A 26,616-nucleotide genomic window follows, 5' to 3' on the forward strand; every position below is an offset into this window, starting at 1 on the left:
GAGAGCGTTGATTTATAAAAATATAGCTGCTATTGGCGCTGGTGGTGCAATTGGAGCGATATTCAGATATTTGATTAATCTCCAGTTATTATCAACCGGTCTCCCTACAGGCACGGTTATTGAAAATCTTACTGGGAGTCTGATGCTGGGGGTGGCTACGGGCTGGATGCTGAATAGCAACGCACGAGAGTGGATAAATAAAGGTATCGGGGTAGGTTTTTGCGGTGGTTTTACGACGATGTCGACATTAGCTAGCGACACGCTCGCTCTCGGTAGTCAATTATCTTTAATTGCTTCCGTCATTTACCTTACTGTTTCTTTATTCGGTGGCATATTGCTCGCATTTGGCGGGCTGATATTAGGTACCAAATGGAGTGAAGGACACAGAAAGGTGAGAGGATCATGAATATGTTGGCAGTGGCTATAGGAGGTGCCTTTGGCGCGGTGGCAAGATACCTGCTTGGCCTCCTTATCATGAAACGTATTCCAAACCCGCCTTTTCCAGTAGCCATGTTGCTTGTCAATGTGATTGGCTCTTTTGGTCTTGGCTTGTTTTTTGGCCTAGTGTATGGAGAGATTCCTGCGGATGCTTATGATGATACGTGGTTTTTAGTAACAGGAATTGGTTTTTTTGGAGCCTTCACAACTTTTTCTACGTTCAGTGTAGAGATTGTCGATTTAATAACAAAAAGTTATGACAACAAAGCTTTGATATATGTGGTAATAACAGTAACAGGGAGTCTGCTGTTATTTTTTACGGGAGTAGTGCTGGGACGTGGATTTTAAAGAAAAAATCCGTAGGTTAACACGAATGCGAATGAGGTAAATATATAGTGCGTAAAACGATAGCAGGATAAAAATTTATAGAGAGCTGTGAACTGTGATGAAGTTATACGACCCAAAAATGAAGAGTCTTGATCGGATACATAGATTTACCTCGGTTCAGTTGATTGTATTATATTACTTAGCTGCTATTATAATTGCTACGTTGTTATTGAGTTTGCCTGTCGCCCATCGACCGGGTGTAAATATCAGCTTTGTAGATACATTATTTACTGCAGTAAGTGCTGTAAGCGTTACGGGGCTTACAGCAGTATCAACTGCGGAAACGTTCAGTACGACTGGCCATGTCCTATTATTATGCATTCTTCAAGTCGGCGGCGTCGGTATTATGACCCTTGGGACATTTATCTGGATGATGTTTGGTCATCGAGTCGGGATTATGGAGCGACAGATGATTATGACAGACCAGAACATGTCTAAAACAGCTGGCCTTGTCAAATTACTCCGTCAAATTTTAATTTTATTGCTGACCATAGAATTTATAGGATTTCTTATTTTAGGGACTTATTATCTTAATTATTTTCCGACCTGGCAGGAAGCTTATTTGCAAGGGGCATTTGGTGCAGTGAGTGCTACAACCAATGGAGGATTTGATATCACTGGAAGTTCGCTCCAACCATTTGCAGAAGATTATTTTGTTCAAATCATTAATATGTTATTGATCATTTTGGGAGCTATTGGCTTCCCTGTATTAATCGAGGTTAAAGAATTCCTTGGATATAAGGGGGAGAATTACCGCTTTTCTCTTTACACGAAGCTGACTACTTTTACTTTCTTTCTTTTAATTATAGTAGGAACAATATTTATCTTTTTATCGGAGGCAGGAGATTTTTTCTTAGATAAAAACTGGCACGAGAGCCTATTCTATTCTTTATTCCAATCCGTGACATCCAGAAGTGGGGGCGTGTCCACGATGGATGTGAGCGAATTTAGCATCCCGACCTTACTTGGAGTTTCTTTATTAATGTTTACCGGAGCTTCGCCAAGCAGTGTAGGCGGAGGAATTCGTACGACCACTTTTGCCATAGCCCTTTTAACGCTGTATATGTTTGCCCGGGGAAAAACAACGATCAAAATTTTTGATCGTGAAATTCATGACCGGGATATATTGAAATCTTATGTGGTGATTATGACGGCTGTAACATTATGTGCCTTGGCTCTCATTACCATCGCGCATATAGAAGATAAATTCACATTAATAGAAATGATATTTGAAGTTTCCTCTGCGTTCGGGACTACTGGTTTATCGATGGGAATTACTCCAGAATTAAGTACGGGCAGTAAATTCGTAATTATGATGTTGATGTTTATCGGAAGGGTCGGTATTTTTTCTTTCTTATTCATCATTCGAGGGCAGGAAATTAAAGAACATTACCACTTTCCAAAAGAGCGGGTGATTGTCGGCTAGTACTTTCTGAATTGGACGAATAGAAATCAAAAAAGAACGAGTCTGGGACATAACTAGCCGAAAATAGTAAAAAAAGGGTTCCGATTATCGAATTTTGATGACCGGAACCTTTTTTACTGAGTCAATCTCATAATTGGTTAGACGGTTTCCGTTTCAGGCCGTGTACTTTCTCAAGTTCACGGCCAAAAAGGCAAAACCTAATTCATTTTCAACGTTATCGCTGCCCCTAACGGACATGCGAGTGAAACGCAAATTAGCCTTCAGAAATCCAAAAACTGGCTCTACATCTACTTTGCGTCTGCCGTAGAGTTCGCCGGTTTTCTCATCCGAAAGCTTCTCTCTCACCGTATTTTTTTGTTGCTCCCACTTTTCATTATAATAGATTTTTCGATTGTTCCCTTCTTTTGCCTTCGTGCACTGGGAACGGAGCGGACATCCCGTACAATCTTCGCTCTCGTACACTTTGAACTCCCGAGTATAACCGTTTCGATCGGTTTTCTGGGATCGGTAACGGAACGTCACTTGTTTTCCGTTAGGACACGTATAGGAATCTTCTTCTTCATTGTATGACCAATTCGCGGAGTGGAAGGCATTTTTTTGAAAGCTCTTCGTCTTCTCTTTACGATAAGAGTTGTATGTAATCAGAGGCTCACGCTCCCGGTTTTCCAGGACATCTTCATAATTTTCTTCACTCCCATAGCCCCCATCGGCGACGATGTAGTTCGGAAGTTCAAAGTAATCCTGTTCGATCCGATCAAGGAAAGGACCGAAGGTACGCATATCTGTGGGGTTCGGAAAAATATCATAAGCGAGGGCGTATTGACCTTCCGTCGCAACTTGGATATTATAGCCGGCTTTCAATTGCCCATTCTTCATATAATCATCTTTCATCCGCATAAATGTCGCATCGTGGTCTGTCTTCGAATAACTATTCCTTTTCCCGAAGATTTCCATGTCGTTCGCATATTTTTGCTTGCGCGCCGCAAAGTCTCTGAACTGTTTCCTGGCCTGATTCGGTTCTTTGCGTTCGGAACGAATTTGTTTTCGTTCACTTGTGTCTTCGCTTTCTTCAATTTTCCGGTTCAAGTCTTCGACTTTTTCATCTAATGTTTCGGCTATATCAGAAAGTTCGTCGACCGATAATTCCTCCGGATTTTCCCTTTCTATTTCAGGGATGATTTCCTTTTCCACTAATTCATCATACATTTGGTTGGACTTTTCTATTAGCTTGTCGCTGTAGTTTTCGACGGCCTTACGCCAGACGAACGTAAACTTGTTGGCGTTTGCTTCTATCTTGGTTCCATCAATAAAAATAGCTTCCGCATCAATGATATCTTCTTGAACCAGTCGGGAACGAAACTGGACAAAGCTCTGGCGAAGAAGATCTTTGACGGCGGGGTGGACACGGAACCGATTAATGGTTCGATAGCTGGGCTCATAACCTTGAGCCAGCCACATCATACGCACACTATCCTTGAGTAGCCCTTCGATTTTTCTTCCAGAGAACACGGATTGGGTGTAGGCGCATAAAATGACCTTCATCATCATGCGTGGGTGATACGCCGGGCATCCCGTGTCACGCAGGAATGCTGAAAAGGCTTCATCCGGAATACTTTCCACCAACTCATGCACGGCATAGGCGATATCATTATCTTGAAGTTTCATTTCCACATCCATAGGCAAGATTACTTGGTTCATGTTATACTGTTTAAACATAAGGACACCTCCGATGGTTGTTGTGTGGTAACTTTAATTTTATCAGAGGTTGTCCTTATTTTCTTTATTGAAAATAAAAGAAAACCATAAAAAAGTGGTCGGCATCATTTTGATGCCGACCACTTTCCGTTTAATTTACTGGGTTTTGTCCCAGCCTCGTTCTTTTTCATAATTAATATTAATCAGTGATTTCGATTGAGTTAAGACCGCCTACGCGAGGTTTGTCAGCAGCTTCATCTTGTACATTACTTTCAGCCAGACCAAGACCGAACACAGCAGCCAATCCCAATACTAGAACCAATTTTGTCGCTTTTTTCACGTTAAACTCCTCCTCCACAATTAATTTTTTTGGTAGCATGTAGTGTCTTTTGATAGTACATACTTGATTGTTTATAATTACCCCCCTGGAAGTGATGATCTCCAAGAGTTTTGTAAACATCTATCAGCACAGAATGCTTATTCGATTTCTCATAACATTCAATTGCTGAGAACAACTTAGAAAGGTAATCATCATCCTTTTTGAATTTCAAAATGAATTCAACGAAATAGATAATATAATTAGATTCAAACATTTCTTTATTTGATACAATATCAAATAAGTTTTCTGCTCGAATATCTTGATTTGTTTTTAAATAGATATCCATTAAGGTATTATAAGTTTCCCATATAGAACTGCTTTCTTCTTCAATATCAATGTTTATAGATTTCTCTAAAAAATTAACAGCATTTATAAAGTCTTCAAGCTGTTTGTATACAAGCCCTTTATTATAGTAGATATCTGCAAGTAAATGATTGTAATCGTACTTTTGAGCTGTTAGTTCAGCCTGTTTAAGGTATTGTAGGGCTTCTTCGTATTGTTCAATATATAGATGTTGAACTCCTAAAAGATTATTTGTTTTGCATAATAGAGTTTCATATTTCTTTGTATATTCAAACATGAACTTAGCTTTTAAGCCGAACTGGATTGCTTTACTATGTAAGTTCAATTCACCATATAACAAAGCAATGTTATAAATGACTGCAGCTTTCATAGCTCCCTGCTCTACAGAATCAACAAACATTTCCATATAATAAGTGCTTTCCTTGATCATGTTCTCTGAAAAAGTCTTGAGTGCCATCATATAGTTGAAGCTTTCTCTTACCAGCTTTGGATAAGAGCGAAGTTCAGTTTCATCCATATAGTTGATGATGTATTCTTCATAAAGGTCAATGGCATTTTTCGTATCATTGATTTTGTAGTAATAAGCACATTTCAAGCAGAGATAGGTGGCTTCGAGACTGATCGGTGACAGGTATTCGAAGTAGTTTTCTTCAATGACTTCAATAACTTCTTTCGCCTTATCCGGGTGAAGCACTATGTTGGAGAGCAGGAGACGCAGAATATATTCCGCATCCTCATCCCGTTGTTCGTAATTCGTCAGAAACCCCGGGTGTACTTCGAATTTTCGTTCTAATGCTTGCAACACATGCGGCCTGGGAGGGTAGTTGCCTTCCTCAATTTTAGCCAGATAGCTGGAAGAAGTAATAGTGTCTGCTGTTTGCTTTAAGGTTAGCTTCCGATTGTTTCTCATGATTTGAATGCGATTACCAATGTGCATAATCAGACCCCATCGTGTTTTTTATTCAAAAGACTCAGAATATCGAGTCTTAATTATTTTCATATTATACCAAAACAGGAAAAAAGGAAATATTCCTTACGGTTTTTGTGAGAAAACTATCATGAAAAACAGGTGAAAAGACCTACTTGTTAAATCTTTTTTCTTATAACCCGCCAATTATTTACATCTTTTAGAAGGTGTATATATCTATTAACCGTTAAAAAGAAACATGGGTAAAAAGTTATCCTTTTCAAAAATTCTGAATATGCTATAATGGTTGAACAAATCTGAAGAAGTAAGGAGCGATCTTGATGAAACAGCCTTGGAGAATACAACATGCAGGTCAACATGGTCATTATCGTTCCTTTATTTACAGGAGAGCATAGGCATATCCAGCCGTGCTCTTTTTTTGTATGCCAGGAAGTTCTGCTGCATGTTTGGCCCAGGAGAATAGGAGGAAATGGTATGAGGTACCAGCGCGTTTTAGTTAAGATCAGTGGCGGTGCGTTAGGTGGAAATAATAATGAAAACTTTGACCATGATCGTTTAAACCATATAGCCAATGAGATATTATCACTTATAGATGCAGGGATCGAGGTAGCAATAGTAGTCGGCGGAGGAAACATTTTCAGAGGCCGGACGGCGGAAGCCTGGGGGATCGACCGGGTAGAAGCGGATAATATCGGGACGATGGGAACGGTCATCAACAGTTTGATGCTCCGGGGTGTCTTGAAAAGTAAAACCAATCAGGAAGTCAGAGTAATGACGTCCGTACCGATTGCTGCGGTGGCTGAACCTTATATACGTCTTAAAGCCATGCATCACCTGGCGAAAGGTTATTTAATCATATGTGCGGGAGGTAATGGCCAGCCGTTTGTGACGACAGACTATCCAGGTGTCCAGCGTGCTGTGGAACTGAATTGTGATGCCATCCTGGTAGCAAAGCAAGGAGTAGACGGAGTCTTTACAGCTGACCCTAATAAAAATTGCAAAGCGAAAATGTATACGAACTTGAATTATGATGATATATTACTTAAAAACATTCAGGTGATGGACCAAACCGCATTGCTGTTAGCAAGGGACCATCAGTTACCCGTGCATATATTCAATTTTGACCACCCGGGTATCATGAAGGAATTATGTTCAGGGAGAGATGTCGGAACTATTGTATCCAATCATCCTTCCACCCTGAAAGAAGATGCATAGGAAATTCTATAAAATCCGTGCGAATTGGGAGACTATAATATAAGATACGCTTTAATGGTAAAGGAGAGAGAGTACATGGCAATCAAGCCAATCATTTTGTCAGGGAAAGAATTTGTAAATCACGATGAACTGAGCTATCCCTTTGAGGAAAGAGGATTGCAATTTGGCGATGGCGTTTATGAGGTGATCCGCGTTTATGGTGGCAGCTACTACCTGCTGAATGAACATGTTGATCGGTTATTCCGCTCAGCAGAGGCAATTAAAATTGCTCTTCCATTTTCAAAAAACGAACTGAAAGAGTTACTGGATCAACTATTAGAAAAAAACTTGGTAGATAAGGATGCGAAAGTGTATCTGCAAGTTACTCGCGGTTCAGCTGCCAGGGATCACGCTTTTCCGGCAGATGTTGAAGCTAACTTTTACGCGTATGCTCAAGAGCTGCCGAGAAACCTAGAAGTAATGAAGAGTGGCGGATCTGTTATCTCACATAAAGACCTTCGCTGGGACTGGTGTTATATCAAGAGTTTGAACCTGCTCCCCAATGTGCTTGCCAAACAGGAAGCAAAAGAGAAAGGCTGTGTAGAGGCGATATTGCATAAGGACGGTCTGGTGACAGAAGGAAGCTCTTCGAATGCCTATCTCGTTCGTGATGGAAAAGTTTATACCCATCCGGCAAAAGAAAACATTCTTCATGGCTGCGTACGAATGCGAGTAGAACAATTTTGCCGTGATTTAGATATTCCGTTCGTTGAAGATGCATTCCGTGTAGAAGATATCCAATATGCTGACGAGATGTTCATCTCCAGCAGTACGGCAGAAATTACACCAATCATTGAGTTTGACGGTAAGAAAATAGGAAACGGCATACCTGGTGAGATTACGCGAGAACTGCAGCATGCCTATGAACAAGATGCAGGAATTCCCATGGCAAATTCACTGTTTGAAAGGGTGGAAAGACAAAACGCCTAGTATTAGCAATATAAAAAAAGTCATTAAATAAGCAGAGGCGGCCAAACTATTATTGGGCGCCTTTTTTGTATTTTAAGAAAGTTTAATCATGTGAAAGTATTAAAGTATAAGAAACACTTAGGCTTTCGCAGTCAGGACTTGGCGACAGGCTATGGTTTCTCCTGTACAATGAAAGAGCAGCACATATAAAGGAGGAAATGATGATGAAGAAACTTCAGTTGGATTTAACTCCATTGCAGTATCAAAAGCTTGTAGAAACCTTGTTTTTAAGTGGCTGGATGATCAACACTACAAGAGAAGAATTGGATGAAGAATTTGAAGCGCTTCGTGATCATGTGTTCCAGTATTATAAGGAAGCTGGGATGGAAGGGTTGATTGAAGAGAACGAGGAAATCGATTGTAAAGACTTAAATGTAGATTATGAGTCCAGACTGCTCTCCCGTTACATTGAAAATTATGATGAGCAAGTATTTTGGGAAAAGCTCGCGGAAAAACTGGCAGACCGCGAACTAGTCAAAACAGAAGGACCGGTTGCTGTACCCCTGAATGAGGGACAGATATTAAGGAAGCTATCCTTGGAAGAAGAGATAGAAGAAGATCTGAAAATGAATGGGCTTCAACGTGTAAAATGGGAGCGCGAATAAATTATTAAATAATGGATGTCTATTTCTTAGACTTCCTTTTTCTTTTTATAAGCGCTCCTGCTAACACCAATATTGGAATAAACAAGCCATGGGTCAAGGCGTATGGGAACCACGAAGTGCCTACAAAATTTTCGAAGTAAGCGACATCTGGATAAGCGACAATCGCTAAAACGACCATTCCCATCCCTAAAGGCAATAATAAGGTGCGATAGTCGTCAATCAAAAGAAATTGAGCGATTCCTTTTGTGGAGGCGTAATACAGGATGATTAATTTGAAAAAGATAGTCACCATCCATACGATAGCAACAATAATCTCGATCCCTTCCCAAAAACCTGCAATATTAATTTTGCTCGCCAACTCATAACTTGGATAAGCATTCAAAGCTGTAAGATCGCTTCCGAGAACGAGAATGCTTAGGAGGGTGATCATTGTCAAAAAAACACCGCCAATCAACATTCCAAAAACCCAGGCGTATTTTGCTTTATTCTTTTCTTTAACCTCGGGATAGATCATTAATAAAACGACCATCTCAAGAATAGGAGTACCAAGCATGGTGAAAGAGGTACTAATGATCGGCTTCAGGCCACTTCCAAAGATTGGCTGAAAGTTATCTGTTTCTATCTGGGGTGTTACAAACAAGAATAAGAAAAACAGAAGCAGGACGATAAAGCTGATGAACATTTCAGAAGAACGCCCGATGGTCTCTATGCCTGAACGAGCTCCCATAATGACAACTAATAGAAAAAGGATAAGAGTAAATTGCAAAGGTGTTTCAGGCATGATTTGAGTGGTCATGAAATCACCAATATTCCTTAGTACCAGTGCGGCAAGGATATAGATGAATAAAATGTAAAACAAACTGATGCCTCTTCCAATCCAGGGGCCAAAACTATCGATGGTGACCTCTATAAATGTTTTGTTTTCATACAGGATACCGATTTTATGATACAAGAATATCAATAACATGCCGACAGCTAAGCTAAGCAAGGCAGCAATCCATCCGTCTTGCTGTGCCCCAGCTGCTAATGGACCGGGCACAATAAGGATAGAACTTCCAATTGTAAAAAGGATGACTAAATACATGAATTGACGCGGGCTGATTGTGTTATTCCTGTACATTTCTGTCTACCTTTCCTTTTAGGGCAGGCTTCCCTTTAAGATTAGTTTTCTTTTTAATTAATGCTCCAATTAAAAGCAGGAATGGCAGTAAGAGCCCATGCATTATTTTATAGGGAAAGACATTTCGGACAAATGTTTCAAAGTAAGCTACATCCGGATACACAATGATAGACAGGACGATAAGTCCCATGCCTAAAGGGAGCAATAATACCCGGTAATCCTCTATATTCAAGAATTGAGCAATCCCTAAAGCCGCTCCATAATAAAGAATGATCAGCTTGAAAAATATGGTGAGCATCCATACAATTGCAACGATGATTTCGATTCCCTCTAAAAATCCTGCAATGTTGATTTTGCTTGCCAGTTCATAAACCGGATACTCATTCAACGCCGTCAAATCACTGCCAAGCACAAGGATGCTGAAAAGGGTGATCATCGACAAAAATCCTCCTCCGATAAGTAACCCTAAAAGCCAAGCCTGCCTTGCCTTTGTTTTTTCCTTTACTTTTGGATAAATCATCAATAAAACTACCATTTCAAGAACTGGGGTATTCATAACCGTAAACGAACCTTGAATCATAGACTTTATCCCACTGCCGAACATAGGCTGGACATTATCCATCTCCAATTGTGGGGTAAGAAATAGGAATAGGAAAAGTAGCAGCAGGGAAATCCAGGTAATGAACATCTCTGCTGATCTTCCAATCACTTCAATTCCTAAACGGGCACCCAGAATCACCACAAGCATGAACAGAATATGAGTGAATTGAAGCGGTGTTTCTTCAAGGATTTGAGTGGTCATGAAATCTCCTATATTCCTCAATACCAGAGATGCCAGGATATAAATGAACGCAAGGTGAAAAAAACAAATGACTCTCCCAAACCATTTTCCAAAAACATCAATGGTAGCTTCAATAAAGGTTCTATCTCCAATAGTGACTGCTATTTTATGGTAAAGAAGGATGAAAAGCACTCCTATGCTCATCCCCAGAAAAGAAGCTATCCAACCATCTTGATCTGCTGATTTTGCTAAAGGGGTAGGAACGATGAGGATGGAGCTTCCGATTAGGAACAGAATGACAAGGTACATGAATTGACGTGGGCTGATTACATTGTTGTCCATTACTGTCCACCCTCACTTTCCATTTAAAGATTCAAGGGAATATGCTTTGCAGCCACGCATTGAAAGGAGCATAGAAAGCCTGGATCAAATCAAGTGGGTTATACAGATTTTTACCCATACTCTCTAAAATGCTGACAATCGTGGCGGCAGCTAAGAATATACAAAAATATACTAAATCTTTCTTTTTATCCTTCTTTCTTAGTTTAGGAACTTCAATGAAAAAAACGGCAGTTGAAACAGATAGAATACCTAAAATCGGCCACATCACACACTATCCTTTCTTTTGAACTGGCTGTACAATTGTTCCTTTTCTTCTGATATCTAATTTCACTTCCACTTTTACCACTGTTTCCTTGAAGTGCTCATCCCAGTTCTTTTCGACCTCTTTCCAATAAGTCGGGTTTTTTCTGGCAATCGTATTTCCAAACCCGAAGATGTCGGTTTGATACTGCTCCTTGGCAGCTGTAATTGCTGCAGATATTTTCGTTTTGATATCCTCTTCAGCTTTATCAGCAATCTCTTGAAGGGTTTCCGGTTTTGTCAAATCCAAGTCGCATTGGATTTCACCCACGTTCCCTTCTGCTTCCAACGTCACAGTGATACTGGGGTTGCTGCCTGTCTTTGTTGCATCAATAGCGGCGTTAGTCCGTAAAATTTCTATTCCTATCTTTCCACTTTCTTTCTCTTCACAGGGAAAATTGATCAAGGTGCTTTTTACATTCCCGAGGATATAATTATAGCCTTTGCTTTCATCTTCGTTCAGCCACCCAAGCATCCGGTCACCTTTGAAAACACTGAGGTGGTCAACATGGATACGAGCAGGAGAATCGACGTTCTCTACATTGGAGATATTATTCCCGGCCTCTTCACTTCCCTCTAAAAGAATACCTGTCAGTATCGGACTTTTCCCTGGGCTCCTTATATCTGAGACGATTTGGTCGATATAAACCCCATGAGTTGCAGCCCAGTGGGATTCAGCTGCTATAATACTATCCATGATTTTGTTGGCTGGGATTTTCTCATAGGCCGTTATGACACTAAGAAGAGCTTCCACCTCGATATCTTTAGCTACGGTCACTAAAAAGCTGGTTCGAAATTCAGGATCCCGGTACAGTAAGTCCAGTGTAGGTAAGATTCCTTCTTCGGCCAGGCCAGGTCCGATTATTAATAATCGTAATTGCGACATATAAATTTTTCTCGGTGCACTCAAAGTCATTTTTCGCAATGCTTCAAAAATGGTTTCCCCCTCTGATTGATAAAGAGATACCGGCGGGCGTGTTGAAGGAGCTTCTGTAGCAATTTCAGAAGGATTGATCATTTGTACCACAAGCGAGTAGTTTCCTTCCTGTGTCTTATCAATACCCAAAGCTACCGCTATACCAAGGTCGTCCAGTTCCCGGCTGTTCCAGCATCCCGTGAGAAATAATAGACAAGCTAGAGTGATGAACAGCCGTTTGCTAATAGGAAGAAAAGAGAAATTATTGTTCATTCTCCATTCCCCTTTCGACCGCTGGTCCGTTTTTCGTTTTGATGAGAGGTGGAGGAAGGTCTCGATAACAATCCCCAATGAGGAAAGCGAACGAGCACATCCTTTTGATCTTTAGGTACCAAAGGAGCAAGCGGAGACATATAAGGAACTCCGAATGACTGTAGACTGCAGAGATGGAGAACTAGTGCAATTAAGCCAAGGATGATACCATACAGCCCAAAAGTTGCGGCTAAAATCATCAAAGAAAATCGCAGCATCCGAACAGGGATAGCCATATTATAGGAAGGGAAGACGAAACTGCTGATTGCAGTAATTGCTACTACAATGACCATAGCAGGTGATACAAGACCTGCCTGGACAGCTGATTCTCCCAATACAAGCGCTCCAACAATCGATACGGCGGAACCGACAGCTTTCGGCAGCCGGACCCCTGCTTCGCGGAGAATTTCAAACGTAGCTTCCATGAGGACAGCTTCCACAAAAGCAGGAAAAGGGACACCTTCCCGCTGGGCAGCCAAATTGATCAATAGAGGAGCAGGAATCATTTCCTGATGAAACGTCGTGATAGCAATATACAAAGATGGCATGAATAAAGCGATACAAAAAGCGAATAAACGCAACAGACGGATGAATGTTCCGATATCGTAGCGCTGATAATAATCTTCACTTGACTGCATGAAATTTACGAACAAGGCAGGTACGAGCAATACATTAGGCGTTCCATCTGTAATGATCGCCACTTTACCTTCTAACAGCCCGGCAGCAATCGCATCGGGACGCTCCGTATAATAAACTTTTGGAAAAGGAGAATAGGGAGGGTCCTCAATGAATTCCTCCAGATAGCCACTTTCGAGCACACCATCGATATCGATGTTATCTAATCGGGCATGTACTTCTTTCACCACGCTTTCTTCAGCTGTATCCTGTATATAAATGACACTGACATCCGTCACTGTCATTTTTCCTACTTTCTTGGCGTCTATGCGAAGCTTTGGATCTTTGATCTTTCTTCGCACCATGGCGGTATTCGTTCTTAAAGTCTCTGTAAAAGCCTCTTTAGGACCACGAATGACGCTTTCTGAGGTGGTTTCCTGTACACCACGGTCTTTCCAGCCTTTTGTGCTTGCTGCAATCGCTCTGGTTTCATTGTCGAGCACTACAATTGTTTCTCCGGAAAGAAGCCGGAGTATTAATTCATCCATTTGTTTCAGCTCATATATTTCCCCGATAGGGAGGGTGGAATCTTTTATTGCTTCATAAATAGGTGAGATAGATAAATCCTCAGATGGTACTTCTACCATGACAACTTCGAGGATAAAATCCTGTACCGTATTTTTATCCACCAGTCCATCAATGTAAATGACAGCCCCGCTGGCTTTGGCTTTTTTGTTTAGAGTCATTCGTCTTGTAACCAAATCGGAGCCGTTGCCTAAAGTTTCCTTTATGAAGGCCAGGTTACTATCAAGATCGCTGCTGATTGCTCTCGCCAGGCTGGTGTCCAGTTGAACATCTTCTTTTGGTGTCCGGTTCTTTTTGCGCCGTTTCATGGAACTTGCTCCTTCACTCGGTCCTTTACCTTTTAGTGTGTACATCTATGGTTAATTTATTTATAAGGTGGGAATGCAGGAGCTTTTCGTTATCTATAGAAATATTTGAAAGTGAGAGAAAAAAATTACAAGTAAGCGATTGCTTTGTTTTAGTTTGAATTTCCTGTTTTTTATAGTAGAATATATATGCTGCATAAGTATCACTTTTTGCAAGAAACCTATGCAGAAACCCGATGAAATGTTTGAATATTTCATCAATTTTTGCTAACATTATTTTACTAAGCAACTATTTGAAAGAGGGGGCTAATCATGAAAAGAAGAAATTGGTTTTTAACTATGGCGATGTTGTTAACGCTTTCCTTGTTCCTTGCTGCCTGCGGCGGTGGAGAAGCTGGCGGCGGTGAAGAAGGCGGAGGAGATGAAGGTGGCGGCGATGAAGGCGGCGCATCCTTCATGAACATTCTGACTGGCGGGTCTCAAGGTACATATTACCCGCTTGGAGGAAGCTTCGCTACGATCATCAACTCGAATGTAGATGGAGCAGAGGCTAACGCAGTTTCTACTGGCGCGTCTGTAGAAAATATGAAAAAATTGCGTGATGGCGATGGAGAATTGGCATTTACACAGACAGATATTGCTTCCTATGCAGCAGACGGCGAAGTAATGTTTGATGAGCCGATCGAAGGCATTCAGGCGATCGGGACCCTATATCCGGAAACAATTCAAATCGTAACCACAAAAGATACTGGCATTGAGACAGTGGAAGACTTGAAAGGAAAAGTCGTCTCTGTCGGTGCACCAGGATCCGGTACGTACGCGAACGCTGAGAACATTCTTGAAATCCATGATATGACGATGGATGACATCGAGAAGCGCGATTTGGAATTTGGTGATTCAACTTCCGGAATTCAGGACGGATCTATTGATGCTGCATTTATCACTGCGGGTACCCCAACAGGTGCGGTAGAAAGTCTTGCAGCAACTACGGATGTCAACATCGTGAAATTCGGCGATGGAAAAATCCAGGAGTTGATGGATAAGGTACCTTTCTATTCTGAAGATGAAATACCTGAAGGCACTTACGGATTAGATGAAGCGATCCAGACCGTTGCTGTACAAGCAATGCTTGTTACAACTTCTGATATGGATGAAGATACTGTTTATGAAATCACGAAAGCTATTTTTGAAAACACGGATCAAATCACACATAGTAAAGGTGAAGTGATTACAGCTGATTCTGCCCTTAAGGGTGTTGGCATTGACGTACATCCCGGTGCACAAAAATACTTCGATGAAGCGGGCGTTTCTGCCGAATAATGAAAAGCCTTAAAGAGGATTATGGCTTGTGATAGACCGATATGATATCGGTCTATCTTTTCTTGTGAGAAAGGATTTTCGGAATGCGAAGAGCAGATATGAATAGGGGAATAGCAGCAGGTTTCATAATATTTCTTGTTTTTGCCGGTCTTGCTGTTTGGTTATTTTATCCCTGCCAATATGTCCTTTCCTTCCAGAATAAACAGACAGAGGAATTTGCGGTTTTTGTTCCCTTAAAGGAAAGTGAGCATTTTCAAATCAAATTTACGCATTCGATTCATCTAAGTGATGTTATAGAGGAATACAAAGTGAAAGACGATAAACTGATACCAGTCCAGCTGATTTACGAAGATACAGCAGTAGGGATGCCTGGGAATGCATCAGAGGGAGAAGCTTTTGAATTAAAAGATGGAAAGTATTATATAACAGGGTTAAAGGGAGAACACGATTACATCGATCTTTCCGTCGGACAGGTTAAAGCGAACCATAGGATCATCTACAATGACTTGCAGTTTGCACTGAAGGACTATGTAGATGGCGGGACAATCGTTCGTATTCAGCCCCTCTATATCAACAACTGGGAACTTTTGAGAGGAGTGAACGTGCATGAGCAAGAAAGATGAGACACTATCTACAGAAAAACAACAGGAAATCATGCAGAAGTACGATCCAGAGTCTTCCGTGCGTGAATTGACCGGTCTCTTGGCAAAAATCGTATTTTTTATCTTATTAGCATTTTCCATCTATCAATTATATACAACCACACTCAATCCGCTGCCTGCCCAGATTCATAGATCCATACACGTAGGGTTTGGCTTGGTATTAATATTTCTTTTATTCCCTGCAACAAAGAAAAACCGTATCAAAGGGAAAATAGCTTGGTATGATTTAGTCCTTGCTATACTTGGTTTTGGGGTAGGTGCCTACTGGCCACTATTTTATGAAGATATTATTACGCGTGCTGGTGACATGACTACACTCGACTTTTATGTTGGCCTGTTAGCTGTTTTGCTCGTTTTGGAAGCGACAAGAAGAGCAGTTGGTTTGCCGATTACAATCATTGCCGCGCTTTTCCTTGTCTATGCCTATTGGGGAAGACAAATGCCAGGCTTTTTGATTCATCGTGGTGTTAACCTGGACAGTCTGGTGCAGTCGATGTTCTTCACAACAGAAGGTATCCTGGGCACACCAATCGCGGTATCATCCACCTTCATATTCCTGTTCTTATTATTCGGTGCTTTTTTAGTGAAGACCGGGGTCGGACAGTACTTCAATGATTTGGCCGTAACACTTGCCGGGAAGCGGACAGGGGGTCCTGCAAAGGTCGCCATCTTTTCCAGTGCCTTGCAAGGCACAATCAGTGGTAGTTCTGTTGCCAATGTTGTTACTTCCGGTTCTTTCACAATTCCAATGATGAAACGGTTAGGGTACCGTCGTGAATTTGCCGGTGGGGTAGAAGCTGCTGCCTCTACAGGTGGTCAGTTAATGCCTCCAATCATGGGTGCCGCGGCGTTCCTTATGATTGAGTTCATCGGAATGGATTACTGGAGTATCGCTAAGGCTGCTGCAATACCCGCTTTGCTATATTTTACGGGTGTCTGGATCATGACCCACTTTGAAGCGAAGCGTACTGGCTTAAGTGGATTGTCAGATGATCAAATGCCGGATAGGAAAGAAGTTTTCAAGAAAATTTATCTCCTCCTGCCAATTGTGGCTATCGTTTTCTATTTGAGCAGTGGTCTAAGTGTTATGCGTGCTGCTATTTATGGAATTCTTACTACTATCCTGGTAGGTATGATGAGAGAAGAAAAATTCCGAAAAATATATCCGATCGTATTTGGTGTCGTAGCCGTAGGGATGGGGCTTTATGGCTCACTTACAGGCGGATTTTCAGCTACTAGTTCGCTGGTTACAGCTACAATTGTAACCATCCTGGTCAGTTATCTTTTTGATGGAAATTTCAAAGAATCGATCGAGGCTTTAGTTGATGGGGCCCGCACAGCCCTAGGTGTAGTAGCGGCTACAGCAGCTGCTGGTATCATTGTCGGAGTCGTCACTAAAACCGGACTTGGTTTGAAGCTTGCAAACAGCTTAGTGTCATTAGCCAATGGGGAAATTCTGTTGACGCTATTCTTTACGATGCTTGCGGCTATTATATTAGGGATGGGTTCCCCAACGACGGCGAACTACATCATCACTTCTACGATTGCCGCACCAGCTCTTATCCTGCTCGGAATAGCTGACCTGCCGGCGCACATGTTTGTGTTCTACTTCGGAATTGTGGCAGACATTACGCCTCCGGTAGCGCTTGCTGCATTCGCTGCATCCGGGGTAGCAAGCTCAGAGCCGATTCGAACCGGGGTGAATGCCGCAAAACTTGCAATTGCTGCCTTCATCATTCCGTACATGTTTGTATTAGAACCGAAGCTATTGATGATTGATACAACAACAACAGAATTGTTATGGATCATTTTTACCGCTATTTGTGGAATGCTTGCTATTGGTGCCGGATTAATCGGCTACTGGTTCCGTGAACTGATGTGGTTTGAGCGGATCATTTCTTTAGCAGGCGGACTGACATTAATTTATCCTGGCGGTTATTCTGATGTTATTGGTCTATCCGCATTCGCTCTTATCCTTGGCTTGCAGTTTCTGCTTAAACGAGATAAGCTTGGCGTGCCAGTGGAAAGAAGAGGAAGAAAGGCAAGAGCATAACAAAGCGGCCTGCGCGTGCAGGCTGCTTTTGTTCTTTTTTATAACATTTTTTCCCGTTCGTGGATGCCCCAGAGTTTGATAAGTGGTCGGAACAGGACGAAAAACATTTGAATCACCGGTCCAGTCGATAAGGCAACGATAAGTGTACCGATACCAACAGGCGCACCAAGTAAATACCCGACCAGGGCAAGGCCTGATTCCGCAAATATACGAACAGAACTTTTGGATTGGTTTGTTCGTTTGTTGACAATCATCATAAAGTGATCCAATGGAATTCGTGGAAACGGTGTGCGCAGGTATAGTGCGATCCCCGCTCCCATTGCCAGCAATCCGAGTGTGAAAACAAGCCATTGAGACCACCAGAGGTCATAACCCTCAGGTAGTACGTTGTATAGAAAAATATCTAATGTCCATCCCCGGACCACAATAGGGAGGATAGATTCATAAACGGGACGTTTTCTTTCGATCCTGGCGTTGATTAATAATAAAATGATAAAGCTGATGATTAATACGGTACCGACCGAGACAGGGAGATGCATGGAGATTCCGACCGCCACACTGTCGCCTGGGCCTACGCCTAATCCTGACTTGATAATCATAGCTAAACCAAGACTGGAAATTACTATTCCTGCCAGGTAAATGATAAATAGAATCAAGTGCTTCATTGTGCTGGCTCCTTAAGCTAATAACAATAACTGATGCTTTCCTAAGCATATACTTACCCTATTGGGATGTAAAGTTCGACGATAGGATCTATTTATTTTATGGTAAAAGAGAAGCGAATATTTAACTGAAAAATGGAGGGGTTTAGATGCAGTTTGCGATTGTAACCGGTGAATCAAGAGGCCTGGGGGAAGCCATTGCTAAAGATTTTATGGAATATGGGATAGATGTCATTGGCATTTCCCGTTCAGGAAGTGAAGAACTAAAGAAATTTTCAAAGAATGAGAAAGCCGATTACCACCATTATTCCTGTGATTTGAGTGACAGTGCGCAAGCGAAAGAATGCTTTGAGAAAATAGCTGAAAATCACTTTAACAATGAGACCTATCATATTTATCTGATTAATAATGCTGGTATGATTGAGCCGATTGAGACGGTTGGGAATTTGGATACGGATCAGGTGACGAAGCATGTTCAGGTTAATCTGGTGGCGCCCATTGTATGGACGAACAGTCTCTTATCATATGCCGAGACTCATGATGTAAAGCTGACTATGGTCAACATAACTTCTGGTGCTGCTGAAAAATCAACACCAGGATGGAGTACTTATAACAGCACAAAAGCGGCAATCAATCAATTTACAGCCACGGTGGCAGCGGAACTTGAATTGAAAGACAGCGATCATCATATCCTGGCCTACAGCCCGGGGGTGATGGATACGGACATGCAGGATGTCATTCGTTCCGCACCTAAAGAAGCGTTCCGGGATGTAGAGAAATTCAGACAGCTGAAAGAAGAAGGGCAACTCCGAGGACCTGATACGGTATCTGCTGTGTTAATGGATCTTTTGAATAAACCAAACGAAATAGAAAACGGAAAAGTTTATAAGCTCTATGATTTAATTAAGGAATAAAGTTTATAAATTTAATGTTGATTTCTGGAATGAGCAGGAGTCTGTGACCATACGCACTCTCCTGCTTCAACTGTGATACAAAAATCAGTTGCAACCGCATACATTATCATCATATAATAGTTGTAACGAAAAAGAAGGGACTGAAGTTTAGAGCAATGAAGTACTAATCCTATTACTTAGACGAGATTTGAATAAACACATTCACTCGTTCGGAGATGGGGTTAGTCTGTCCAAAATCGGATATCATTGCTTGACCAGTCGCCGCAGAGGGATTCTGTCCTTCCGTCTATCTGTATAAGTAATGATGTGACACCACTTCTCTGAATAATCAGGGAGGTTTTTTTATGCTTTTTATGAGGGCGATGAATATTGAATATAGTATTGGTATCAGAAAGTTACTGGATATAGATGAGTTGAAGATTCATAAAGGCGACCGGATCGGCCTGGTAGGGAAAAATGGTCAGGGAAAAACGCTGCTATTGAATTATCTGACCGGAGCCACAGAAATGAAACCGCAAGTTGATTTTCATACGCAATATAGCTGTTTTCAGCAATTGGACGATATCGGTAGTCAGAACAAGAGATGGAACTCTTTAAGTGGAGGCGAAAAAACGTTAGCAAAGCTGGATCGGATATTTACTGAAAAGAGGGAGCTATTGTTTTTAGATGAGCCGACCAATAATTTGGATTGGCACCACATCGGACAGCTGGAACAGCAATTGGAAAACCATTACGGAGCGTTTGTCATTGTCTCTCATGATCGAAGTTTGCTGGATAGGGTATGTACCGCAATATGGGAGTTGGAAGATGGGAAAATCACAAGTTACGCGGGTAATTACAGCTTTTATGCGGCACAAAAAGAAAAGCAGAGAAGGCAGCAGCAGGAAGCGCATGAAAAATTTTTAAAAGAGAAGCAGCGTTTGACGGAACGGTTGACTATCAAGCGGAACCAGGCAAAAGGAATGCGTAAACCCCCGTCCAGGATGGGTAACTCGGAATGGCAGCTTGGTAAAAACAAAGCCGCCGGTCAGCAAAAGAAAATTGAGCGGGTATCAAAGGTTATCGAACGCCGGATTGAACGGATGGAAAACGTAGATAAACCTTTTGAGTGGGATGAAGTAAAAATGGACTATATCCTTCAATCACCAATCCACCGCAAGCAGCTGCTTATTGCGAAAGAGGTTGTTGGAACAATAGAAGAAAAGAAATTATACGAGGTCTCATCCTTGAAGTTGAAGACAGGGTCGAAAACAGCGCTCATTGGCGTAAATGGCAGTGGGAAAACGACATTGATCCGCCAGCTGATTGCAGGCGGAGATACCATTGATTTTGCCGCCCGGACGAAAGTCGGGCATTTTGATCAGTCTTTGGAAAAACTACCGAATCAGCAAAGTGTGCTGGAATTTGTCAGGTCAACTAGCCAGCTTCCGGAACATATATTACGAATCATACTTGGAAGGCTGCGTTTTAAAGAGGATGATGTTCATAAAACGATTGGCGTCCTGAGCGGAGGGGAACGTGTCAAAGTAGCTCTCGCGCGGTTGCTGACCGGCGACTACAATTTATTAATACTTGATGAACCTACCAACCACCTTGATCTGGAGGCGATCGAGGCACTGGAAGGTCTCGTGCGTGACTATCCGGGTACCGTTTTATACGTTACGCACGATCGGCGGTTTGTAGACCGTACAGCCACCCATCTATGGGTGCTGGAGAACAAAACGGTCAATAGTTTTGAAGGGAGTCTTCAAGCTTATGAAAAAGAGAAACGAAAGCCGAAACAGGTAGATGAGCAGGAGTATGATTTAATGGCGCTTGAAACGAAGTTAACCGAACTGATCAGTAAAATCAGTATGGGAGCGCAAGGAGAGGATATCAGTCAGTTAGAAGAAGAGTATCAGATGGTGCTCAGCCGGGTGAGAAAGCTAAAAAATAGCTAGTAATGGATGGTCTTTAGGAGGTCAAATGCAACATTTCATGTCATTATAAAAAAGCTTAGAGTATATAAAAACTCTAAGCTTTTGTTTATTTAATTGCAAATTCACTTAATGGTTAGATAAGGAAGCGTTTGGTTTATTATGAACACCAAGTCGTTTAACAAGCTTTGAACTGTCTTCGTTTAACCCGGTTATTTCGACATCTTTACCTTGTTCACGGAACTTCAACACGAGTTTATCAATGGCTGCCACAGCGGAATCATCCCATACATGGGAATGGCTGAAGTCGATTTTAACGTAATCTGCGTCTGCATTGAAATCAAAATGTTTGATTAAATTATCGACAGAAGCAAAGAATACTTGTCCTTTTACTGTATAGGTCAACGTACGTGTTTGTTCTTCGAATTTCTTTGCAACATGAACCGAAGAAATTTTTGCTACGAAGAAAATGGCACTTAAGATGACACCAGCGAGGACACCTTTGGATAAATCATGCGTTTTAACAACCGTTACAACGGTAACAATCATGACAGCGGCATCGGTTTTCGGCATAATGTGAAGCTTCGTTAAAGAGCTCCAATCGAATGTACCGATGGAAACCATGATCATGACGCCGACAAGTACGGCCATTGGTATTTGTACTAATACATTTTGGAAAGCGATAATTAACAACATCAGGAACACACCAGCAACAAGCGTTGATAACCGGCCGCGTCCGCCTGATTTTACATTAATGACAGATTGTCCGATCATTGCACAGCCAGCCATACCGCCAAAGAAACCAGTAACGACGTTAGCAACACCTTGTCCGCGTGCTTCTTTGTTTTTGTCACTTGGTGTATCCGTCATATCATCGACGATTTGCGCAGTTAATAAAGATTCCAGCAAACCGACAAAAGCTAATGCTAAAGCTGTTGGGAAAATGATTTGCAATGTTTCGAACGTCAACGGAATATCAGGAATCAAGAAGATTGGCAAGGTACTAGTCAGTTCTCCCATATCTCCTACAGTCTTCACATTCATTCCCGTGGTAGTGACCAGGATTGTCATAGCAATGATAGCTACTAGCGGAGCTGGTACGGCTTTAGTGATTCGAGGAAAAAGATAAATGATACCTAAAGACCCGATAACTAAAGCATACATTGGCCAGCTCTCACCGACAAAGTGAGGAAGCTGGGAAGTGAAAATCAGTATCCCAAGTGCGTTTACGAAACCGATCATAACGGAACGTGGGATGAATTTCATAAATTGTCCAATTTTCAAAGCACCTAATGCGAATTGAATAATACCTGTCAAAATAGTGGCGGCCAGCAGGTATTGCAATCCATGCTCTGCTACTAATGTCACCATTAATAACGCCATAGCTCCTGTCGCAGCGGATATCATTCCCGGACGTCCACCCATAAAAGCGATGACAACAGCAATACTGAAGGAAGCGTAAAGACCCACCATCGGATCGACTCCGGCAATGATCGAGAAGGCGATAGCTTCTGGAATCAAAGCCATGGCTACGACCAGACCTGCCAACACGTCGTTCTTCACGTTTCCAAACCATTGATTTTTAATTGGTTCTACGTTCAATGCTGCACCTCTTTTCTATATTTTAAAACTATCGCACTGCCCATAACAGTGCTATTTCCGGCAAGAACGAAACTGATTATATCACGCATAAACAATAAGTGGTAATCGCATGTAAGCGCATGATTTCGACACATGCTTACATATACTCCGTTTTACTTTCGTATATAAGGCAAAATCAAGTTTCTACTGTTTATGGAGTAAAAATTTCATAAGAAAAAAATATTTTGTTTAAGTTAAAACGTGATAAAATGAAAAGATGAATTTAATTGAGAAGGAGAAAGCTATGTACAAGAATATTTTAATTGCAGCTGATGGTTCAGATCACTCGATCCGTACAGCAGAGCAGGCAGCTGAGCTTGCAAGGCTGCAGGGGAATGCCCATATTACGGTCATTTATGTTGTCGATGGAGATACTTCTAAACATGACGTACTTGCGGAAGGGAACCAGGCTACGATCGATATGAAACGGCTTGAACGTCTGAAGCCCATAGAGGAACGTCTGGAAAAAGCGAACGTCAACTATGAAGTAGTTCTAAAGCGGGGAGAACCAGGACCAACGATCGTCAAGTATGCCAATGAAGAGGATATTGACATTGTTATTATCGGAAGCCGAGGTCTTAATACGCTTCAGGAAATGGTGTTAGGAAGTGTCAGCCATAAAGTGGCGAAACGCGCCGAATGTCCGGTCATGATTGTAAAATGAATCATATAAAAACGCTTGAACCTCTCGAGGGCTCAAGCGTTTTTTAGTCTAGGAAATTATAAAATTTCTTTTTTGTAGATAACTTTAAGTAGTGGGTTACATCCAGCTCCAGCTTGTCGCGGGTGAGCAAGGCGCTTGCGCTATTGTACGTTTAACGGGTTTTAAGGAACTTAGTACGGATTAGTTTTTGTAGTACTATGTGACTGATGACAATAGCAAGGCCCAATAATAAGGCAAGTAAGAGCGATGTCATCCACAGACTTTGAAGGGAGTCAATATTCCACAATAGCAGAACGATACATCCGAACGTCCCCATTTCAATTAATAATGCTATGAGACTGATAAACCGTGATTTGAATACTTCCTGTTCATCTGTCCAATTGAGTTTAGGGTCGTTCAAATCGAGCGCTGTACCTACCAGACTGGTGAACCAGCTTGCTAAAAACGTCAACGCAATCCAGGCAGTAAATAATGCAGGGGGCATCGGAACGACCGTTAGGCCTACTACTGCTAATAAAATGATCGAAAGCAAATTTATCAGCCATGCTGTCATCACTTTGCTGAAAATTACAGTTTTTGCGGAGACAGGCAAGTACAAATTAGCGGGCCAGCTTCGACCATCTCTTGAAATAGATGAGTAGGAGGCTGGATTGACCCCTAAAATGAACAACGTAAAGATAAATAATAACAACAGGGGAGCTTTACCATCGAACTGTTCTAGCATGGAGCCAAGTGCTCCGATTGATCCCGAGGAACTTTCAAAAACCAGGATAACGATCAAAAAGACCGGTCCAAATAAACTCTGCACAACAATCTGCATGAAGAATGTCGGTGTTCTGAAAATGATCCGTAACTCTTTTAAAAGTAATGCCAAAAATACGGGCTGAGATTTAATTTTTTTAGCGACCTTCCCAGAATCGAATTTTTTCGTACTTCCTGCTGTAAGGCCGAGCACACCTTTGAAATAAAACTTTTGACCTGCAGTTAGGAATAAGAAGATAGCTCCTGCAGAAATAGCGAGCATCAGCATCAGGAAAAATAATCCATTTAACCCTTTTGCATTTTGTAATGCCATTGTGCTGAAATAAGCGGTAGGAATCATGCCAGTAATTACATTCAATAGTCCATTTTGCTGCTCAATGAGCTGTGCGGCTCCTTCAGCGGTCTGTTCGGGATTTTGATTCAGACGGATGATAACGTTGAAGCCGATTATAAATACAAAAGTAAGCAGACCGGCGAACACTTTAGTGCGATCTTTATTTTTTGCTATATTGGCAAAGCGCATGAAAAACATCAATAGAATGGCCATCATCGTAAAAGGAATGACTGGAAAAACAAGGAACAGTAATAGGGCAAATATGTAATAGGTGAATCCTGCGCCACTATGGATTCCGTATAACGTCAAGATAGGTACCATCAGGACACCGCTCGTCACATACAGGTTGATGAATGGTGCCGCGGCTTTTCCGGCAAGCAGCTGGTAGGGATGGAAAGGGTAGGGAATAAAACCCTCAATATCTTCAGCAAAATAAAAGGAGCTTAGGACCGAGCTCAAGCTGACAAACAACAGAACAATGGTCATCCCGACGAACAATAGACCAAGCAGTGCGTTTTCATTTCCTGTCGGCGCCAGCTGGTCGTATAGTGTTTCTACGATGGCATTCAGAACACTGATGATAATGCCTGAGAAAGGAATCAAAAATATTGCTAACAAAACATATCCGATTTTTTCTCCGCTGCTTTTGCCTGCCAAAGAATACTGCATTTTTAACATCGTTCGGATTAAGCGGAGCGTCTTATTCATTACTGGTCAGCTCCAGGAAGACTTTCTCCAGTGTTTCATCAGCTTCAAATTGTTCCTTCATTTCCTTCATATTACCTCTGAACTGAAGCTTACCTTTATTAATGATGGCTACTTCATCACATAATTGCTCCACTACTTCGAGGACATGGGTGGAAAAAAAGACAGTATTTCCTTTGGCAGCATGTTCTCTCATCATTTCTTTTAACGTATAGGATGACTTTGGGTCAAGTCCGGACAACGGTTCATCTAGTATCCATACATCAGGGTCGTGCAGCAGTACACCACTGACAACAATTTTTTGTCGCATTCCGTGGGAATAGGTTTGGATATGGTCGTCAAGCGCTTCATATATCCCGAAGCTTTTCGTCAAATCCTCGATTTTTTCCTCGCGGGTATCTTTTGGAATATCAAATATATCTCCGATGAAGTTCAAATATTCGATCCCTTTTAAGCGGAGGAAAATGTCCGGGCTGTCTGGTACATACCCAAAAATTTTCTTCGCTTCAATCGGCTGGCTGGCAATATCATAACCGTTCACGGTAATTATCCCATCGTCGATTGGGAGTATACCGGTAATCATTTTAATTGTCGTTGATTTCCCGGCTCCATTCGGACCGAGGAACCCGAAAATCTTTCCGTCGGGGACGACTAAGTCCAGGTTTTTGACTGCTGTTTTTCCGGCATATTCTTTCGTCACGTTTTTAATTGTTATCAATCGTATCCCACCTTCTTTATGTTCCTGTTAATATACGATTTCTCTGGAAATAAGTTTCATTGTGTATGGTAGTGATGGTTAGAAAATAGTAATTACGTTAAAAATAGGACCATCATATATTCATCAAAATAAATACTGCCATCTTTAATGGCGTTCTTTTCAGTTCCAAACACCATAAATCCGAGGGATTGATATAAACGAACAGCTGGTTCATTAGTAGACACAACGCCTAAAAGTAACTGTTCTATGCCTGTTTGTCTTGCATCTTCAATAGCTTGCTGCAGCAGCCACTTTCCTATATTCTTTCCACGAGAGTGAGGGGAGACATACATAGCAAGAATATCCGCTTTATGAGAAAACTTTTTGTGGGATTGACGCAGCATGGTTACCGTGCCGACCAGATTGGAATTGATAAAAGCTCCGTATGTAAAATTATTTTTACTAGTCATCCGGTCTGCTGCCTGTGCGATGGGATTCTCCTTGGCCACAGCATCTTCATAGGTAGTGATAAATGCATCAGGAGAAGTCTGTAGTGCTTCTATGCGAAGGTCCCAGTAAGCGGCGGCATCTTCCGAATACAAACGACGTATTTCCATTGTTATCCA

Annotated in this window: 25 protein-coding genes; 12 read left to right on the forward strand and 13 right to left on the reverse strand. The window is 41.7% G+C overall.

The annotated features are described in order from the left end of the window. Window positions 1–7 precede the first annotated feature (7 nt). From B9Y67_RS11295 to B9Y67_RS11305, 3 genes are all read left to right on the forward strand, one after another. Window positions 8–406: a fluoride efflux transporter FluC gene (locus tag B9Y67_RS11295; RefSeq protein ID WP_254901787.1), complete on the forward strand. Its 399-nt coding sequence runs from the start codon at window positions 8–10 to the stop codon at window positions 404–406. Further along, complete coding sequence (gene crcB, locus B9Y67_RS11300) at window positions 403–786, forward strand: fluoride efflux transporter CrcB (RefSeq protein ID WP_085506832.1); 384 nt, start codon at window positions 403–405, stop codon at window positions 784–786. Before B9Y67_RS11295 ends, crcB begins: the two co-directional genes overlap by 4 nt. A gap of 118 nt (window positions 787–904) precedes the next feature. Then, window positions 905–2,251: a TrkH family potassium uptake protein gene (locus B9Y67_RS11305; protein WP_085509158.1), complete on the forward strand. Its 1,347-nt coding sequence runs from the start codon at window positions 905–907 to the stop codon at window positions 2,249–2,251. 153 nt (window positions 2,252–2,404) lie between these two features. Here B9Y67_RS11305 and B9Y67_RS11310 read toward each other — a convergent pair whose 3' ends face one another. The 3 genes from B9Y67_RS11310 to B9Y67_RS11315 all read right to left on the reverse strand — a co-directional run bounded on the left by B9Y67_RS11310 (window position 2,405) and on the right by B9Y67_RS11315 (window position 5,565). Continuing rightward, window positions 2,405–3,967 carry an IS1182 family transposase gene (locus B9Y67_RS11310; protein WP_085505220.1) on the reverse strand — a complete coding sequence of 521 codons (1,563 nt, stop codon included), beginning with the start codon at window positions 3,965–3,967 and terminating at the stop codon, window positions 2,405–2,407. 178 nt (window positions 3,968–4,145) lie between these two features. Next, window positions 4,146–4,286 carry a hypothetical protein gene (locus B9Y67_RS20695; RefSeq protein ID WP_176223977.1) on the reverse strand — a complete coding sequence of 47 codons (141 nt, stop codon included), beginning with the start codon at window positions 4,284–4,286 and terminating at the stop codon, window positions 4,146–4,148. A gap of 1 nt (window position 4,287) precedes the next feature. After that, window positions 4,288–5,565, reverse strand: coding sequence for a helix-turn-helix transcriptional regulator (locus B9Y67_RS11315; RefSeq protein ID WP_085506833.1), 1,278 nt, complete (start codon window positions 5,563–5,565; stop codon window positions 4,288–4,290). A 465-nt stretch (window positions 5,566–6,030) separates the two neighbouring features. On the opposite strand from B9Y67_RS11315, the gene pyrH reads away from it, so the two are divergent. The 3 genes from pyrH (at window position 6,031) to B9Y67_RS11330 (ending at window position 8,384) form a co-directional block, all read left to right on the forward strand. Further along, complete coding sequence (gene pyrH / locus B9Y67_RS11320; RefSeq protein ID WP_085506834.1) at window positions 6,031–6,771, forward strand: UMP kinase; 741 nt, start codon at window positions 6,031–6,033, stop codon at window positions 6,769–6,771. Between the two features lie 75 nt (window positions 6,772–6,846). Next, entirely contained in the window at window positions 6,847–7,740 is an 894-nt protein-coding gene (gene dat, locus B9Y67_RS11325; protein ID WP_085506835.1) for a D-amino-acid transaminase, read from the forward strand. Window positions 7,741–7,943: 203 nt separating this feature from the next. Further along, window positions 7,944–8,384 (forward strand): hypothetical protein, encoded by a 441-nt coding sequence (locus B9Y67_RS11330; protein ID WP_085506836.1) that lies wholly within the window; start codon window positions 7,944–7,946, stop codon window positions 8,382–8,384. Window positions 8,385–8,403: 19 nt separating this feature from the next. Here B9Y67_RS11330 and B9Y67_RS11335 read toward each other — a convergent pair whose 3' ends face one another. From B9Y67_RS11335 to B9Y67_RS11355, 5 genes are read right to left on the reverse strand one after another with little or no spacing between them, the layout of a single operon-like run. Further along, entirely contained in the window at window positions 8,404–9,504 is a 1,101-nt protein-coding gene (locus B9Y67_RS11335) for a GerAB/ArcD/ProY family transporter (protein WP_085506837.1), read from the reverse strand. Beyond that, window positions 9,491–10,627 (reverse strand): GerAB/ArcD/ProY family transporter, encoded by a 1,137-nt coding sequence (locus B9Y67_RS11340; RefSeq protein WP_085506838.1) that lies wholly within the window; start codon window positions 10,625–10,627, stop codon window positions 9,491–9,493. Before B9Y67_RS11340 ends, B9Y67_RS11335 begins: the two co-directional genes overlap by 14 nt. Before the next feature lie 31 nt (window positions 10,628–10,658). Further along, window positions 10,659–10,892: a hypothetical protein gene (locus B9Y67_RS11345; RefSeq protein WP_085506839.1), complete on the reverse strand. Its 234-nt coding sequence runs from the start codon at window positions 10,890–10,892 to the stop codon at window positions 10,659–10,661. A 6-nt stretch (window positions 10,893–10,898) separates the two neighbouring features. Continuing rightward, window positions 10,899–12,116, reverse strand: coding sequence for a Ger(x)C family spore germination protein (locus B9Y67_RS11350; RefSeq protein ID WP_085506840.1), 1,218 nt, complete (start codon window positions 12,114–12,116; stop codon window positions 10,899–10,901). After that, complete coding sequence (locus tag B9Y67_RS11355) at window positions 12,113–13,663, reverse strand: spore germination protein (RefSeq protein ID WP_085506841.1); 1,551 nt, start codon at window positions 13,661–13,663, stop codon at window positions 12,113–12,115. Before B9Y67_RS11355 ends, B9Y67_RS11350 begins: the two co-directional genes overlap by 4 nt. Before the next feature lie 309 nt (window positions 13,664–13,972). On the opposite strand from B9Y67_RS11355, the gene B9Y67_RS11360 reads away from it, so the two are divergent. The 3 genes from B9Y67_RS11360 to B9Y67_RS11370 all read left to right on the forward strand — a co-directional run bounded on the left by B9Y67_RS11360 (window position 13,973) and on the right by B9Y67_RS11370 (window position 17,695). Further along, window positions 13,973–14,980, forward strand: a complete 1,008-nt coding sequence (locus B9Y67_RS11360) for a TAXI family TRAP transporter solute-binding subunit (protein ID WP_085506842.1) — start codon at window positions 13,973–13,975, stop codon at window positions 14,978–14,980. 98 nt (window positions 14,981–15,078) lie between these two features. Beyond that, on the forward strand, window positions 15,079–15,603 hold the full coding sequence (locus B9Y67_RS11365) for a DUF1850 domain-containing protein (protein WP_176223978.1): 525 nt from the start codon (window positions 15,079–15,081) through the stop codon (window positions 15,601–15,603). Next, window positions 15,587–17,695, forward strand: coding sequence for a TRAP transporter permease (locus B9Y67_RS11370; RefSeq protein WP_085506844.1), 2,109 nt, complete (start codon window positions 15,587–15,589; stop codon window positions 17,693–17,695). The genes B9Y67_RS11365 and B9Y67_RS11370 overlap by 17 nt, the downstream gene beginning before the upstream one ends. Window positions 17,696–17,733: 38 nt before the next feature. Here the strand turns inward: B9Y67_RS11370 and B9Y67_RS11375 are convergent, their stop codons facing one another. Further along, a complete protein-coding gene (locus tag B9Y67_RS11375) occupies window positions 17,734–18,360 on the reverse strand; it encodes a YczE/YyaS/YitT family protein (RefSeq protein WP_062444066.1) in 627 nt (208 codons plus the stop codon). A 146-nt stretch (window positions 18,361–18,506) separates the two neighbouring features. Between B9Y67_RS11375 and B9Y67_RS11380 the strand changes: the two genes are divergently transcribed. Both B9Y67_RS11380 and abc-f read left to right on the forward strand, forming a co-directional pair. After that, window positions 18,507–19,271 (forward strand): (S)-benzoin forming benzil reductase, encoded by a 765-nt coding sequence (locus B9Y67_RS11380; RefSeq protein WP_085506845.1) that lies wholly within the window; start codon window positions 18,507–18,509, stop codon window positions 19,269–19,271. 344 nt (window positions 19,272–19,615) lie between these two features. Further along, a complete protein-coding gene (gene abc-f, locus B9Y67_RS11385; RefSeq protein WP_085506846.1) occupies window positions 19,616–21,211 on the forward strand; it encodes a ribosomal protection-like ABC-F family protein in 1,596 nt (531 codons plus the stop codon). 105 nt (window positions 21,212–21,316) lie between these two features. Here abc-f and B9Y67_RS11390 read toward each other — a convergent pair whose 3' ends face one another. Next, window positions 21,317–22,789, reverse strand: coding sequence for a SulP family inorganic anion transporter (locus B9Y67_RS11390; protein WP_085506847.1), 1,473 nt, complete (start codon window positions 22,787–22,789; stop codon window positions 21,317–21,319). A 283-nt stretch (window positions 22,790–23,072) separates the two neighbouring features. Here B9Y67_RS11390 and B9Y67_RS11395 point away from each other — a divergent pair, with 283 nt between their 5' ends. Then, a complete protein-coding gene (locus B9Y67_RS11395) occupies window positions 23,073–23,492 on the forward strand; it encodes a universal stress protein (protein WP_085506848.1) in 420 nt (139 codons plus the stop codon). 151 nt (window positions 23,493–23,643) lie between these two features. On the opposite strand, the gene B9Y67_RS11400 is transcribed toward B9Y67_RS11395, so the two are convergent. The 3 genes from B9Y67_RS11400 to B9Y67_RS11410 all read right to left on the reverse strand — a co-directional run bounded on the left by B9Y67_RS11400 (window position 23,644) and on the right by B9Y67_RS11410 (window position 26,607). Beyond that, complete coding sequence (locus B9Y67_RS11400) at window positions 23,644–25,296, reverse strand: putative ABC transporter permease subunit (protein ID WP_085506849.1); 1,653 nt, start codon at window positions 25,294–25,296, stop codon at window positions 23,644–23,646. Further along, the gene (locus B9Y67_RS11405) at window positions 25,289–26,011 is read right to left on the reverse strand and encodes an ABC transporter ATP-binding protein (protein WP_085506850.1); all 723 of its coding nucleotides are present in this window, start codon (window positions 26,009–26,011) and stop codon (window positions 25,289–25,291) included. Before B9Y67_RS11405 ends, B9Y67_RS11400 begins: the two co-directional genes overlap by 8 nt. A gap of 92 nt (window positions 26,012–26,103) precedes the next feature. Continuing rightward, window positions 26,104–26,607, reverse strand: coding sequence for a GNAT family N-acetyltransferase (locus B9Y67_RS11410; protein ID WP_085506851.1), 504 nt, complete (start codon window positions 26,605–26,607; stop codon window positions 26,104–26,106). Window positions 26,608–26,616: the final 9 nt, after the last annotated feature.

It is taken from the genome of Thalassobacillus devorans, from assembly GCF_900176565.1.
Taxonomy (GTDB): domain Bacteria; phylum Bacillota; class Bacilli; order Bacillales; family Halobacillaceae; genus Thalassobacillus; species Thalassobacillus devorans_A.

Bases quoted from the DNA above. Each gene is read 5' to 3' on its own strand.
- crcB (WP_085506832.1), top strand. From the start codon at position 403: ATGAATATGTTGGCAGTGGCTATAGGAGGTGCCTTTGGCGCGGTGGCA.
- B9Y67_RS11305 (WP_085509158.1), top strand. From the start codon at position 905: ATGAAGAGTCTTGATCGGATACATAGATTTACCTCGGTTCAGTTGATT.
- B9Y67_RS11310 (WP_085505220.1), bottom strand. From the start codon at position 3,967: ATGTTTAAACAGTATAACATGAACCAAGTAATCTTGCCTATGGATGTG.
- B9Y67_RS11315 (WP_085506833.1), bottom strand. From the start codon at position 5,565: ATGCACATTGGTAATCGCATTCAAATCATGAGAAACAATCGGAAGCTA.
- pyrH (WP_085506834.1), top strand. From the start codon at position 6,031: ATGAGGTACCAGCGCGTTTTAGTTAAGATCAGTGGCGGTGCGTTAGGT.
- dat (WP_085506835.1), top strand. From the start codon at position 6,847: ATGGCAATCAAGCCAATCATTTTGTCAGGGAAAGAATTTGTAAATCAC.
- B9Y67_RS11330 (WP_085506836.1), top strand. From the start codon at position 7,944: ATGAAGAAACTTCAGTTGGATTTAACTCCATTGCAGTATCAAAAGCTT.
- B9Y67_RS11335 (WP_085506837.1), bottom strand. From the start codon at position 9,504: ATGTACAGGAATAACACAATCAGCCCGCGTCAATTCATGTATTTAGTC.
- B9Y67_RS11340 (WP_085506838.1), bottom strand. From the start codon at position 10,627: ATGGACAACAATGTAATCAGCCCACGTCAATTCATGTACCTTGTCATT.
- B9Y67_RS11345 (WP_085506839.1), bottom strand. From the start codon at position 10,892: ATGTGGCCGATTTTAGGTATTCTATCTGTTTCAACTGCCGTTTTTTTC.
- B9Y67_RS11350 (WP_085506840.1), bottom strand. From the start codon at position 12,116: ATGAACAATAATTTCTCTTTTCTTCCTATTAGCAAACGGCTGTTCATC.
- B9Y67_RS11355 (WP_085506841.1), bottom strand. From the start codon at position 13,663: ATGAAACGGCGCAAAAAGAACCGGACACCAAAAGAAGATGTTCAACTG.
- B9Y67_RS11360 (WP_085506842.1), top strand. From the start codon at position 13,973: ATGAAAAGAAGAAATTGGTTTTTAACTATGGCGATGTTGTTAACGCTT.
- B9Y67_RS11365 (WP_176223978.1), top strand. From the start codon at position 15,079: ATGAATAGGGGAATAGCAGCAGGTTTCATAATATTTCTTGTTTTTGCC.
- B9Y67_RS11370 (WP_085506844.1), top strand. From the start codon at position 15,587: ATGAGCAAGAAAGATGAGACACTATCTACAGAAAAACAACAGGAAATC.
- B9Y67_RS11375 (WP_062444066.1), bottom strand. From the start codon at position 18,360: ATGAAGCACTTGATTCTATTTATCATTTACCTGGCAGGAATAGTAATT.
- B9Y67_RS11380 (WP_085506845.1), top strand. From the start codon at position 18,507: ATGCAGTTTGCGATTGTAACCGGTGAATCAAGAGGCCTGGGGGAAGCC.
- abc-f (WP_085506846.1), top strand. From the start codon at position 19,616: ATGCTTTTTATGAGGGCGATGAATATTGAATATAGTATTGGTATCAGA.
- B9Y67_RS11395 (WP_085506848.1), top strand. From the start codon at position 23,073: ATGTACAAGAATATTTTAATTGCAGCTGATGGTTCAGATCACTCGATC.
- B9Y67_RS11400 (WP_085506849.1), bottom strand. From the start codon at position 25,296: ATGAATAAGACGCTCCGCTTAATCCGAACGATGTTAAAAATGCAGTAT.
- B9Y67_RS11410 (WP_085506851.1), bottom strand. From the start codon at position 26,607: ATGGAAATACGTCGTTTGTATTCGGAAGATGCCGCCGCTTACTGGGAC.